This window comes from Microcoleus sp. Pol12B5 (assembly GCF_036701335.1).
Classification (GTDB): domain Bacteria; phylum Cyanobacteriota; class Cyanobacteriia; order Cyanobacteriales; family Microcoleaceae; genus Microcoleus.
In genome coordinates this window covers 38,465-50,698 of record NZ_JAUBQQ010000042.1, presented here as the reverse complement: position 1 = coordinate 50,698, position 12,234 = coordinate 38,465, and the positions used below count along the sequence as shown (strand labels likewise).

General features: G+C 45.7%; 13 protein-coding genes. 7 read left to right on the top strand and 6 right to left on the bottom strand.

The window, feature by feature from the left end:
* From QUA24_RS17725 to QUA24_RS17715, 3 genes are all read left to right on the top strand, one after another.
* Positions 1 to 268: hypothetical protein (locus tag QUA24_RS17725; protein ID WP_333230984.1), on the top strand; the 268-nt coding region annotated here is incomplete at its 5' end.
* A 268-nt stretch (positions 269 to 536) separates the two neighbouring features.
* Positions 537 to 1,544, top strand: a complete 1,008-nt coding sequence (locus tag QUA24_RS17720; protein WP_333230983.1) for a 2-hydroxyacid dehydrogenase — start codon at positions 537 to 539, stop codon at positions 1,542 to 1,544.
* Positions 1,545 to 1,740: 196 nt separating this feature from the next.
* The gene (locus QUA24_RS17715) at positions 1,741 to 2,178 is read left to right on the top strand and encodes a CAAD domain-containing protein (protein ID WP_333230982.1); all 438 of its coding nucleotides are present in this window, start codon (positions 1,741 to 1,743) and stop codon (positions 2,176 to 2,178) included.
* A gap of 127 nt (positions 2,179 to 2,305) precedes the next feature.
* On the opposite strand, the gene aroA is transcribed toward QUA24_RS17715, so the two are convergent.
* Positions 2,306 to 3,661 (bottom strand): 3-phosphoshikimate 1-carboxyvinyltransferase, encoded by a 1,356-nt coding sequence (gene aroA, locus QUA24_RS17710; protein ID WP_333230981.1) that lies wholly within the window; start codon positions 3,659 to 3,661, stop codon positions 2,306 to 2,308.
* A gap of 445 nt (positions 3,662 to 4,106) precedes the next feature.
* On the opposite strand from aroA, the gene QUA24_RS17705 reads away from it, so the two are divergent.
* The gene (locus tag QUA24_RS17705) at positions 4,107 to 4,610 is read left to right on the top strand and encodes a hypothetical protein (protein WP_333230980.1); all 504 of its coding nucleotides are present in this window, start codon (positions 4,107 to 4,109) and stop codon (positions 4,608 to 4,610) included.
* Positions 4,611 to 4,728: 118 nt separating this feature from the next.
* On the opposite strand, the gene QUA24_RS17700 is transcribed toward QUA24_RS17705, so the two are convergent.
* Positions 4,729 to 5,208, bottom strand: a complete 480-nt coding sequence (locus tag QUA24_RS17700) for a hypothetical protein (protein WP_333081267.1) — start codon at positions 5,206 to 5,208, stop codon at positions 4,729 to 4,731.
* 142 nt (positions 5,209 to 5,350) lie between these two features.
* Here QUA24_RS17700 and QUA24_RS17695 point away from each other — a divergent pair, with 142 nt between their 5' ends.
* The 3 genes from QUA24_RS17695 to QUA24_RS17685 all read left to right on the top strand — a co-directional run bounded on the left by QUA24_RS17695 (position 5,351) and on the right by QUA24_RS17685 (position 7,483).
* Entirely contained in the window at positions 5,351 to 6,028 is a 678-nt protein-coding gene (locus QUA24_RS17695; RefSeq protein WP_333230979.1) for a hypothetical protein, read from the top strand.
* Between the two features lie 237 nt (positions 6,029 to 6,265).
* Positions 6,266 to 6,565, top strand: a complete 300-nt coding sequence (locus QUA24_RS17690; RefSeq protein ID WP_333230978.1) for a putative quinol monooxygenase — start codon at positions 6,266 to 6,268, stop codon at positions 6,563 to 6,565.
* 111 nt (positions 6,566 to 6,676) lie between these two features.
* On the top strand, positions 6,677 to 7,483 hold the full coding sequence (locus QUA24_RS17685; protein WP_333230977.1) for an MOSC domain-containing protein: 807 nt from the start codon (positions 6,677 to 6,679) through the stop codon (positions 7,481 to 7,483).
* A 12-nt stretch (positions 7,484 to 7,495) separates the two neighbouring features.
* Here the strand turns inward: QUA24_RS17685 and QUA24_RS17680 are convergent, their stop codons facing one another.
* The 4 genes from QUA24_RS17680 to QUA24_RS17665 form a co-directional block, all read right to left on the bottom strand.
* The gene (locus tag QUA24_RS17680; protein ID WP_333230976.1) at positions 7,496 to 8,323 is read right to left on the bottom strand and encodes a Uma2 family endonuclease; all 828 of its coding nucleotides are present in this window, start codon (positions 8,321 to 8,323) and stop codon (positions 7,496 to 7,498) included.
* 46 nt (positions 8,324 to 8,369) lie between these two features.
* On the bottom strand, positions 8,370 to 9,233 hold the full coding sequence (locus QUA24_RS17675) for a calcium-binding protein (protein WP_333230975.1): 864 nt from the start codon (positions 9,231 to 9,233) through the stop codon (positions 8,370 to 8,372).
* 75 nt (positions 9,234 to 9,308) lie between these two features.
* A complete protein-coding gene (locus QUA24_RS17670) occupies positions 9,309 to 10,982 on the bottom strand; it encodes a methyltransferase domain-containing protein (protein WP_333230974.1) in 1,674 nt (557 codons plus the stop codon).
* Positions 10,983 to 11,334: 352 nt separating this feature from the next.
* Positions 11,335 to 12,210 carry a DMT family transporter gene (locus tag QUA24_RS17665; protein ID WP_333230973.1) on the bottom strand — a complete coding sequence of 292 codons (876 nt, stop codon included), beginning with the start codon at positions 12,208 to 12,210 and terminating at the stop codon, positions 11,335 to 11,337.
* Between the last annotated feature and the right edge of the window lie 24 nt (positions 12,211 to 12,234).

Sequence of the window (12,234 nt, the reverse complement as noted above, 5' to 3'; positions counted from 1 at the left end):
TCTGGCTTTTCGCTCATCTGACTACATTACCAGATTTTTCGGCTTTCAATCAACTATTTTTCACCTGAATCCTTACATATATTCTATCGTAAATACTAAAGAGAAAACAATTTCGATGTTTGCCAAAAAGGATGTGTATTCTGGCGACAATGTGGACGAAGTAGAAGCAATGAAAGCTGCGACGTTGATCAGAATTAAACAAGTTATGAAAATATCATCTGCTAAACTGTATAAATTGCTTGAGTCTGAGGTTTCTAAAATTTCATAAATTATAGTTTTGATTTTTTACCCATCTGAGTTGCTTCTAAAATTTTAGCAATTAACGATCGCGCTTTACTACAGTCTAAGCAATTAGATTCAAAAAATTAAGCAGGAGTTGTGCTAAAGCTAAAAAATTGGTTTCTTCAGAGAGGCTCTTGTTACGAAACTCAATATTGATCGTGGAAACTGGTTGTTTGGGACAACGGCGTTCTAGTAAAATTTAGAGTTGATCGGGAAAGAATTTCCCACTATTACTGGGTTTGCAGGCAAAAATCATGAAGGTAGCCGTATTCAGCACCAAATCTTACGATCGCACATTTCTGGAAGCAGCGAATGTCGGCGGCAAACACGATTTAGTTTTTTTTGAACCGCGTCTGAACCTGGAAACCAGCGTTTTGGCTGCTGGATTTCCGGCAGTCTGCGCGTTCGTGAACGACTCCTTGGACGCGAAAACGCTGCTTAGCATTTCCGAAAAAGGCGTTCGCTTGCTGGCCCTGAGATCCGCCGGATTCAATCACGTCGATTTAGCAGCAGCGAAGGATTTAAATCTAACTCTCCTCCGAGTTCCGGCTTATTCTCCCTACGCAGTGGCCGAACACGCAGTCGCTCTGATTTTGTCCCTCAACCGCAGAATCCATCGGGCCTACAACCGCGTCCGCGAAGGCAATTTCGCCCTAGACGGCTTGTTGGGTTTTGATCTCCACGGCAAAACGGTGGGAATCGTCGGAACAGGCAGAATTGGCGCAATTACTGCCCAAATTCTGCACGGATTCGGGTGTCACCTGCTGGGATACGATGTTTACCAAAACCCGGATTGCCTCGCCCTAGGCATGGAATACGTCGCACTCCCGGAACTCTTCGCCGCTTCTGATATTGTCAGCCTCCACTGTCCGCTGATACCGGAAACTTACCATTTAATCGGTGCAGAGGCGATCAAACAAATGAAACCAGGGATGATGCTGATCAATACCAGCCGCGGTCAGTTGATTGACACTAAAGCTGTCACCAAAGCACTGAAGTCTGGTATAATTGGCTACCTCGGTTTAGATGTTTACGAACAAGAGACGGATCTGTTTTTTGAGGATTTGTCAAATCACGTCATTCAAGACGACGTATTTCAGCGTTTGCTGACTTTCCCCAACGTCCTGATTACCGGACACCAAGCTTTTTTCACCGAGGAAGCTTTGAAAAATATCGCCGAAACCACGATCGGCAATATCACCGACTTTGAACAAGGACGCCCTTGCCCGAATCAAATTGACCTCGATCAAGTGAAAAAATGAGTCAAAAGACCGATTTAGCAACGAGGGGAATTGTTTACAATCAAGTCTTATCCTTATTTTTGCTTGCAATTTGTGAAGCTCTGCCTTAGTCTCATCAATTAGTCCCTGCAGCGCGAATGCTGTGCTAATTGCCGGAGAATTATACTGGCAGCAATTCACAGCCTGCAATTTTACCTGACAACGGAGGAAGTATCCAATGACACAAGCTAACTTTTCGGACGAGACACAAACAGTTACTGAAGTCGTCACAGTAGACCTGGTGGAGGACAAACCGGGGGTAATGACTACAGTGACAACCACGGAAACAACGGCGAGCCAGTTCCAAGATATTAAAGACCAAGTTATTACAATTTTGTCGGAACTCCCAGCCTATCTCTCTAATTTTTTTGCTGACTACCAAAAGCCCCTCATAACTGTTGGTTTAATTCTGGCAGGCGGTATTAGTATTAAGGTAATGCTGGGAGTTTTAGGTGCTCTTAATGATGTCCCTTTGGTAGCTCCAATTTTTGAGTTGATTGGCATGGGATATACGGGTTGGTTTGTTTACCGGTATCTGCTCAAGGCTTCTAATCGCCAAGAGTTGTTAACGGAAATTGATTCTTTAAAAGAACAAGTTGTAGGGAAAGATTCTTAGAGGAAGTCATTAGTCATTGGTCATTAGCCATTGGTTATTTGTTATTTGTAAGGCTATAGCAATAACCGATAACAAGTAACCAGCAACCCATGCCCAATGCCCAATGCCCAATGCCCAATGTCCAATCTTAATTTGGATGGCAAACTTGTTGCAAAGTGGCGGTAAATTCGGGGTAGGAAATGGCAGCAGCTTCTGCCCGGTGAATGTTAGTAATACCTGTGGCGTTGAGCGCTGCGATCGCCAAACTCATCGCTATTCTGTGGTCGGTGTAGCTGTCAACATCCGCACCGGTCAAAGGAGTTCCCCCGGTAATTTCTAAACCGTCAGGTAACTCGGAAATTTGGGCTCCCATGCGGTTGAGTTCGGCAGCGGTCACGGCCAGCCGATCGCTCTCTTTGACTCGCAACTCGGCCGCATCTCGAATTATTGTAGTACCTGACGCAAAGATCGCCGCTACTGCCAAAATCGGGATTTCGTCAATCAGTCGGGGAATTAAGTCGCCCGCAATGGTGCATCCCCGCAATTGGCCGGAACTGCGAACCAAAATATCCGCTACAGGTTCTCCGGCGGCCTCTCGCTGATTTTGCAGTTCAATATCGGCCCCCATCATTTCCAAAGCTTCCAAAATGCCTGTACGAGTTGGGTTGACGCCGACATTTTCGACTACGAGTTCCGAACCCGGGACGATCGCCCCTGCAACTAGCCAAAATGCCGCCGAACTAATATCTCCCGGTACAATCACATTCTGCCCTTGCAGTTGTGTCGGCCCAGTAACTGTCACGCTACAAGTTTCTGGATCGACGCTCAATTGGGCTCCAAACGCTCGCAGCATCCGTTCGCTGTGATCCCGCGACAGAGCTGGTTCTGTGACTGTAGTTTCTCCCTCCGCCATCAAACCGGCGAGCAAAATGCAAGATTTAACTTGAGCCGAGGCGATCGGAGAATGGTAGTGAATCGGTTTTAACTGCTGTCCCAGTATCCCTAAAGGAGCTAAAGAATTGCTTTTTCGGCCCCAAATTTGGGCTCCCATTTGTTGCAGCGGTTTAATGACGCGCGACATCGGGCGCGATCGCAGAGAACTGTCACCCGTTACTGCATAAAAACGCCCCGGATGAGAAGCTAAAATTCCCAACATCAGCCGCATCGTTGTGCCGGAATTGCCAGCGTCCAAGACTTCTACAGGCTCCTCTAACTCGCCAATTCCGACGCCCGTGACTGTCACCCGTTCCGCGTTGAGTTCAGAAACTTTGGCTCCCAGGAGCGAGAAACATTTAGCCGTGCTGCGGGGGTCTTCCCCTAGGAGTAGTCCCTCAATAGTAGTTTCACCTTGGGCGATCGCACCCAACATCAAAGCTCGGTGAGAAATTGACTTATCGCCCGGAACTCGAATCCTCCCCACCAGCGACAAGCCCGAGGTCGGTTTTTGAATGCTTAAAGTTTGGCTTTTGTCAAGAAGCGTAGTAGTTATAATGTCAGCTTGCATTGAGATAAACTAGGATTGGATGGCGTTAGCTATCCTACCTTTTTCTCAGTCCTAAGTCAGTCGTCTTTTGTACGGCCTGCGGGTTTTTTCCCAATGTGTCCGGTTAACTTAAAGCCTGATTAAACTCGCCCAGAGACTCTGCTGTCAGTTATCGAGGACACATGAGTGCGGACGCAACGGCACGGATTTCACTTTAATTTCACATTAATTTCACCAATATTATCCGTGTATATGCTTAGATTTCATCTCCTGCTGTGAGTTATCGACCAGATGATTGAATTGTGACTAAACAATTTTCGATTTTCGATTGCCAGTTGTAGATTTTTCATTTTTTTAAGCAAAAGCTCCGGAATTTGGAACCCAGCTAATCTAAAATCTAAAATCTAAAGCTTAAAATCTCAAATCTCAAAGCCCCCGATCCACAACAACTCCTACACTTTTGTTTATGCTGACGCATCACCGCAAGCCTGTAAGTTTATCGCTGGTATCCACAGATTTACCATTGTGGTCAGTTGTTGAAACCGCTGGTACGCTTTATCAAAAAGACCGCGATCGCTTTCACTTGTTGTTGCACGAACCAGCCATCCTCGATCGCCAATTTTCTGACGACTCCGACGCATCTGCCGAGCAAGTTACAATCTTACCCCCAACTACAAAACCCCGGTTGCTCTGGCTAGAAGTTTCCCCCTATCGAGTCATTATGACCATGCAAGGAAACGGCAAATACAGTTACCGCCACTGCTGGGAACGAGGAATGTACGGCCTGAGCCGTTATTGGCTTCAGGGCGAATCGCTGGCCACTCCCGAACAGTTGCGACTCCGCAACTTCACTCGCAACTTGGCGCTGACAGGAAAGCCGGAACCGGATCACTTGCGGTTAGAATACGAGTTGTGGTCGGAGAAAGTACAACTCGGTCGCTATATTTTGAATCTAGAAATTCATCACTAAATTGGGTAATTGCAAAGGGGTAGATAGTAGGTGAAGGCGACGCATTCCTCAAATTCATTCACCCCCCGTGGTGTGTTGGGGTTCGCGTGGCCCTCTCAGAACTCAAAACTCTTAGCCTTTAGCGATCGCCCTTACAATAATTAATTAGTTTGCTAGTCAAAGCGTCTTGATTTGCGGCTGCTTGATTCGCCTGTTGGCCGGCTCTAATAATATCTGCTTGAGCGGTTTGGATTTGCTCTCGACCTTCTATACTTGTAGAAGCGAGATTTCCAGCCTGAAGACTTTTGCTTATGTCGCCGAGTGCTTGACTAATTTCCTGGAATGATTTAACCGATGGCTGCTGAATTTCTTTGAGGGTTGGATCTGTTATTCGCAGATCCTCAAGTTCATTCGCTATCAGGTTCAAATTTTTAGCTAAATTGTCGGTCGTTGCAGCATCGTTGCTGTCTTTATCAACCTCAAGGAGAGCGTTGCCTTTGTTGACAATTTCAGTAAATTTAGTACACTGGACAGCTCGGCTATCGCTGCAACTAATCGTCAGCGTACAGCAAGCAACAACTATCAACAGGATGGCAATCTGTTTGCGAAAAAAGTACATGAACCCTCGGTTGCAAAAAAAGTAGATTCTGGGATTTTGTCGTAGAGTGCGTCAGCGATTAGCCGATATATCGACTGTCGAAAAACTTTCGCGACATTCAGACACGCTCTACTAAGCTAAACTACGTACCTGTTTAGGAACTATGGTCAAAAACAGCAATAACCTAAAGAAGGGAAGCATTTGGGGATATCTTACCCTGCTTTTGCCTATTTCCTTGACGGCGGTTGCCAGTTTCGAGTCGGGAAGGATGTTTTGGGCGATCGCCACCACAGCGGGCATTGCTTGGGCTTACAAACTCTACCACCAGCAGCAAAAACATAAACTCGCTCATTTAGACTCGGTTTTCTATAAGTTGATCAAGGAAAATCAAGGGCGAGTTACGGCTTTGGATTTGGCGATGAATGCGAAACTGCCGGGAGAAAAAGTTCAAGAGTATCTCGACGAACGAGCTTCTGAGTTTGCCGCAGATTTTGAAGTGACGGAACAAGGCGGAATTTTGTATTATTTTCAAATAGCTCCATCTGTCAATCAAAGCGAAACAGCTAATGCGGGAATAGCTGTTCAAGAGCCTCCCACAAATCGGGAAAAAGCACAAGATAAAAAACCAAATTTATTCCCCCTTGCTCAAACCAAGACTCCTCAAAAACCCAAAATCTCTTTTACCCAGACGGAACTCTCCCGCAGGTTCAAAGTTCACGCAACTACGATCGGCAAGTGGAAACTTAAGCCGGAGTTTGCTCAGTGGAGCCGCGAAAAAGACCCTGAAGATCTCGCCTGGGAATATTCTACAGAAAACAAGCGATTTTATCCCAAAGATTGAGTTCCTGCGGTATTTACCAAAATATATCAAGAAACCCGGTTTATACGACGCTCTGCGCTTAGTAACGAAGAATTTAGGAAGAAAGCGGGTTTCTGAGAGATGAGCGCGTCCTGGACTAATTGTACTGCCGTTGACCGAGCAACCTCTTTAGGTTATTTTAAGTAAAATCGTGTTTTGCTGAGTCTGCCAAATAAAAATCGGTAAATTCGATCGTCCTATCTGTGACTTTTTTCTCCTATGTCCAAAACAACCTTGCGAGTAGTCGCCCGCCTTGCCGCCTTCCCCGACAAAGTAGCAGAACTTAAATCCCTTCTGCTGAGCATTATAGAGCCAACTCGCAAAGAAAATGGCTGCATCAAATACGAACTCCTGCAAAATCAAGCCGATCCCACAGATTTTACCTATGTTGAAGAGTGGGAAAGTGCTGATTTGCTCGAACTACATCTCGGTTCAACTCACATTCAAGACGCCGTGCAGAAATTAGACGGTTTGGCCGTTGGCCCTCCAGATATCCGCCGCTATGAATTGCTAGCTTAATTGGGTTTTTATAGCAATTTTATTAAGGTTTGTGAAATAGCTTATGCCCCCTATATCGGCTTTTTAAGGGGGCTATAGTTCATTATAAATTGAAGCAAAACTAAAAAAAATATGACATTAGCAACAATAAAACAGTTATTTATTTATCCAATTAAAGGGCTGACACCGCAAGAAATGTCAGAGTTTGCTTTAACAGCAGGACACGGAATTAAGGGAGATCGAGCTTTTGCCTTAATGTTTGCAGATAATCTGGAAGCTGCAAAGATGCCCGCCCAAAATGTCCCTTGGATGAGCAAAAAAAATTTTGCTGTCCAAAACGATTGGCCTTTGTTAGCAGCTTTAGAATGTGATTATCAACCGGAAACGGCCGTTTTAACAGTCAAGCGTGAAGGAGTGGAAGTGTTATCGGCAGAAACGAACACAGCAGCGGGGCGCGATCGCATCGGCACTTTTTTCACCGAATATCTGGCTGCAATTGAACCCACAAAAGAAGCGAGACACCCGCAGTTTGCACCTTTGCACTTAGTCGGCGACACCAGCGGCGAAACTCGTTATCCCGATCGAGAACCCGTACACATCTCTTTACTCAGTCAAGCCACATTAGACCAATTAACAGAAATCGCTCTTCAAAACATTGACGTGGGCCGATTTCGCCCGAACATTGTGCTAGAAGGTATGGCAGCTTGGTCAGAATTTGAGTTGATCGGAAAACAGTTTCAATTAGGCACGGCGCTCATAGAAGTTACAGCACGAATCGGCCGCTGCGTCAATATAGAAGTGAATCCAGAAACGGGCGATCGGGATATTTCCCTACTCAGTTTACTGCAACAGGAATTCGGACACGCGCAAACTGGAGTTTTAGCCAAAATTATCAACAGCGGCAATGTTAAAATCGGCGATGTTTTGACTTCTTATTAATAAAAAGCGACATTAAGATTGTGAATGCTGGCTAACTTCCTCTACTGATAAACTCAGTGCTTCTGCCACTTGCTGTGTATTCAATCCCATTGCCAACAACCGAGGGATGGCATCCCGCCGTGCTTGGGCTTCTGCACTCAAAGCCTGCTCTGCTAAGGAAGCTCGTTCTGTACCTGTCAGAAGCAAATTGCCCTCGCTATCCCACCACCGCAGCCACAGAATTGTCTGGTTTTGATAACTGCCTTCCCACAGTCCTAATTCTACGCCCATTGGCGCGATCGGATAATGAGCGCGATCGTTCGGAAGCAACTGCTGGTAAAACCCATTGTTCAGGCTGTAAACCTCCAGCCTGCCACTATTGATCTCATAGATGCCATAATACGGAATCCGCATGATCCGCTCATATACCCAAAACTTCCCAGGTCTTGGCGCCGATTCGACTTCTGAGTACGATAGTGGTGTTGTGTCCCGCTCTTGTGAACCGTCTCCCGATGCGAACTCCAAAGCAATCATCGGAGCCATGAATTCCCGCCACAGCACGTAAGAGCGACGAATCTGATTTCCTAATGTTGGTGGCACATTCGGCACATAGAACCAGTCTGGAGCTTCTGCTCCCTTTTCAAGCGGGTCAGTTTCTCGCCAGTAGATGCCACAGTCTTGCCCTATAGCATATTGCCCATCGGGATGAAGCCCTTGCAATACCGACCCGATAGAATCAGTCAAAATAATGCTCTGGGGATGCTCCTGAAAATTCTTCACAAAAGTGCCGTCTTCCTCTGGCAGTTGAGTGTGGTCGGGGAAGGGAGAGGGAAGGACAATCTTTTCGGTTGCCGGGGTCATGGTACCTCTCAAGTATTGCAGCTTACATGAATATCTTAACTCATCCTTATTCCGCCACCCTCACCTTATTACCAATCAAGTTCAGAAAACTCGTTCCAAAATGTTGAACCTCCAAAAAATTAGCATAGGAAGGAGTTGACTTGTAAACTCTAAAAGTTCGCATAATCCCTAAAGTCGCCGCGCTTTCCAGCGGGCCGATAAAGCTAGTATCTCTATCCAAAAAATGAGACTGCTTAGCCCAATGTGCCATCTGTTCCGCATTCAAAAAATAGCAGCCGGAATGAGGATTTAAGGCCCGCTCAAAAGCGACTGTTTGTTCCATGATTTTTCCCATTAACTGCCGCTGCTCCTCTACATTTTGAAACGGAGAAGTCGCTGAGTCTGCTAAATCACCATCAACATATGCTTTAAAAACCGCGCCTTTAGGCGCTATTTCATAGCGATTAGGTTGCAGCAAATTCCCATTTCCCCCGTGATGCGTAAACCACTTTAATTTACTAAAAAACCATGGATCATGCAGCACTAAATCATCTTCCAAATAACAGAAATAATCGTATTTGTTAAGACACGCTCGCAAAACTGCTTGACACTCAAACCCCAACAGCAGCGGTTCGCATTTTGTAGCGTGGTGCATAAAACATCTGGGCTGCACAGGGAGTTGAGGCAACAGATGATAACCTTGAGTAGTGCAAACAACAATGTCAATTTCGTGCTGTTGAGATTGATTTGCGGGGATAGTTGCACATTCGCTAATGTCAATCATGGACTGAGATTTGCCGTACAAAGCTTGCAGCGAGGTCACGCAAGCGGTTAAAGCATTTAGTCGTGGTTGCGGATCATTTCGCTGGGAAGCGTGTTTCCCGTCGCCGCTGGGATTGTAAAAGTGAGCAATAGTGAATAGAATTCGCATTGGTGTGGAGTAACAATTAGAAATTAAACAATAAAACAGAACGATCGCACAATAACCCTATAAATCTTACCGCACTTAGTCACCAAATAACTCCGGCAGGCGATCGCGCAACTCAGCATTTAAACGTGGCAACTCGTCCCGCATCTGTAAGTACCAATCTCGCCGCTGCCGGTAGTGCCCACGCAGCAAGCGGTTGTCCCGCACCCATTCGTAAGCATTCGCGGCTATTTTCCGGCGCATAGAAGTGTCTGAAATCAGCGAATTTAGTTTGGTTTCAAACTCTTTTTCATATCTATAAATCAATCCTGTTTCACCTTCGACTATCGAATGTTCGTACACAGTGGGACTTGCCAGTACCGCTACTCCCCGCGCTGCACATTCAATAAATTTTAAGTCAGATTTCGTTTCGTTAACCGGGTTGGAAACAAGCGGCAGCAAAGCTATATCGCAACTGTACATGATTTCTTGGTACCGTTCGTAACTGCAAAAGGGTTCAAATTCTTTTTGCTGTATTTTCAAGGATTCAAAAAATCGGCGATCGTGGATTACTTTAACTCTAATTCGGTGCTTGTGTGCAACTAAAACTCGATTTAGTGTTGCCATAATCGGCTGCCAATCTTTTTCACGGTTGAGCGCACCAAAAAAGATTGTGACTGTATCTTCTGTGAGATAAGTTCGCGGCGGAGGTAGATAGGCTAATTGATTGGGAAATACGGCAACATTGGGATTGTAGTGCCGCAAAATTTTTGCTAGCGGTTCTGTAGAAGTTTGAACGCAGTGACAGCCGCGATAGCTGAGGTAGTTATTGTCGGCGTATTCGCGGCGACGGATGGGATTGTCGTCAATTTCAGCTACTATTAAATAGCCTTGTTGCAACAGTTCTTTTAGTTGGGGAATGTAGGCGGGATATTGCATGATTGTCCGCTGCCAAATGAAGACTTTTTCTTCTTCCGGCAGGGGGGGGATTAATCCTGCTGTTTTCACGCCGGATACGGTGCGGACACCGGGAATTGTAGCGCTAAATTTGTCCGGTTCCAAAACTCGCACACGATCGCACCCTGTAGGAGCCATAATGATAGTCTGAATCAGCAGTCTGCGCGTAGGTACGGTCGATTTTGTCGATCGCACGATATAATGTTCAGCACCGGTTTCCGTAGCAAAGCTGCTCGATGTTAGCTCTAAAGCCTTTACCATGGGATGCAGTAATTCTTGAAAGTGGACAAAATTTTCGGTTTTGTGTCCCTTCCCTTGAAATTCGTAAACCTGCAATCCGGCTTGAGCAAATAGTGATTTAATACTTTCTAGAGTAAACCAGTGCTGCATCTTGCTGTCGGGATTCTCCCACTGTCCCCGCAGCAGATTGACAATTCGCCGCCAGTATTGAACATTAGGGATTCTGGCGAGAATTTGCCCCTCTGGATTCAGCAAACCACTGTACTGCTTGAGGACTTCCCAGGGATTTTTCAGATAGGGTAGCAAGTCGCCGAAAATTAAGCAATCGACGGTTCCTGGGGCGATGTCGAGACTTTCGAGGGCAATTTCTTCAATATCGGCTGCTGTCACCCAGTTTAGCCGATCGACTGCTATTTTCGCTTTTTCTCGATCGCATTCAATGCCAATATACTGACAATGGGGATTGATCAGCTTGTACTGTTCGCCCGTCGATCCCGTACCGCAGCCAATTTCAACAATGACTTTAGCATCCGGCGGTAGCAGCTTCAAGAAGTCGTGGTTGGCGCGATCGATCACTTTGTCTAAAATTCCTGATTAGTTGATCGTAAAATAAAACAGAGCAACCCATGCCGACAGACAACCAGCCGAAGGTTAGCATTGCGATGCCAGTATACAATGGCGATCAGCACATTTGTCAAGCCTTAAATTCTCACTTGCGAACTTTTTTTCTTTTCTATTCTCTTGGTCTGCGTTAAGAGCGTTTCCTTTAAATCTTATTCACCAATCCTACAAGGATTGCTATATTTGAGCATACTAAGTATGGAAGACCCGTTTTTGGATACTTAAACTAATATTTAAGGACAGTAAGTACGAAACCGCCTATTTTTTTATTTTTTAGCAAGCCCCAACATTTCTGTCTCCCATCTCATCACTTCAAACCTAATAATAAGGCGATTCCGCCGATCGCACCAACTACCCCTAGAACAGCCCGAATGCTCACTTTTTCGCCCGCCAGCACCGCTAAAGGCAGTATAAATAGGGGACTGGTCGAACTGAGTGTTTGAGCGATTGCTGCGGGTGCATATTTCAGTGAAGTCTGTTGCAGGAAAATTCCGAGATAGGTTCCTAAAAAAGCTGCTAGAATTATTGCCCCTAATAGTTTTGGCACTTTTAATTGTTTGAAACTGTCAAGGTTTGTTGGCTTAAAAAAGCACAGCATGACTGCCATGCCGCCGCTCAAACGCAAGGCTGCTGTCCATAGGGGATCGATATCTATTTGAGTGAAGGCGGCGCGGGATAAAATTGCTCCCACGGCGTGGGTTGTTTGTCCTAATAAACTAATACCTAATCCTTGCCAAAGATGTTTTGATGATAAGGTTGTTTCGGCGGTTCGTTCTGCAATTACCCACGCTACGCCGCAGATTGTTAAAAGAATGCCAGTACAAGCAATGGGCGATAACTTTTCTTGCAAAAATATTAAGCCCAATAAAGCTGTTAAAGGGGGAGATAGGGTTTCTAAAAGTAGCGTTCGCCTCGCGCCTAAATATTTTAATACGATAAAAAAAGCGGTGTCTCCGATGCCAATTCCTAGGCCACCGCTGATGAGCAGCATTGCTAAAATATTAGGGTTGATTGCTGGTAAAGATTTACCTAAAATTAGTACAGTGGCAAGGAGCATGAAAAGGGCGATCGCGCCTTTGAGCAAGTTTAGCACCACTGCGGGGATTTGCTGTCCCACTCGCTGCCAGATGGTGGAAGATAGAGCCCAGACAAATGCAGCGCCTAAAGCGGCAATTTCACCCATAAAATCTGTTGACGGTTGACTGTT

What these genes read in the sequence shown, in the direction of transcription:
- QUA24_RS17720 (WP_333230983.1), top strand. Translation starts at nt 537, where the DNA reads ATGAAGGTAGCCGTATTCAGCACCAAATCTTACGATCGCACATTTCTG.
- QUA24_RS17715 (WP_333230982.1), top strand. Translation starts at nt 1,741, where the DNA reads ATGACACAAGCTAACTTTTCGGACGAGACACAAACAGTTACTGAAGTC.
- aroA (WP_333230981.1), bottom strand. Translation starts at nt 3,661, where the DNA reads ATGCAAGCTGACATTATAACTACTACGCTTCTTGACAAAAGCCAAACT.
- QUA24_RS17705 (WP_333230980.1), top strand. Translation starts at nt 4,107, where the DNA reads ATGCTGACGCATCACCGCAAGCCTGTAAGTTTATCGCTGGTATCCACA.
- QUA24_RS17700 (WP_333081267.1), bottom strand. Translation starts at nt 5,208, where the DNA reads ATGTACTTTTTTCGCAAACAGATTGCCATCCTGTTGATAGTTGTTGCT.
- QUA24_RS17695 (WP_333230979.1), top strand. Translation starts at nt 5,351, where the DNA reads ATGGTCAAAAACAGCAATAACCTAAAGAAGGGAAGCATTTGGGGATAT.
- QUA24_RS17690 (WP_333230978.1), top strand. Translation starts at nt 6,266, where the DNA reads ATGTCCAAAACAACCTTGCGAGTAGTCGCCCGCCTTGCCGCCTTCCCC.
- QUA24_RS17685 (WP_333230977.1), top strand. Translation starts at nt 6,677, where the DNA reads ATGACATTAGCAACAATAAAACAGTTATTTATTTATCCAATTAAAGGG.
- QUA24_RS17680 (WP_333230976.1), bottom strand. Translation starts at nt 8,323, where the DNA reads ATGACCCCGGCAACCGAAAAGATTGTCCTTCCCTCTCCCTTCCCCGAC.
- QUA24_RS17675 (WP_333230975.1), bottom strand. Translation starts at nt 9,233, where the DNA reads ATGCGAATTCTATTCACTATTGCTCACTTTTACAATCCCAGCGGCGAC.
- QUA24_RS17665 (WP_333230973.1), bottom strand. Translation starts at nt 12,210, where the DNA reads ATGGGTGAAATTGCCGCTTTAGGCGCTGCATTTGTCTGGGCTCTATCT.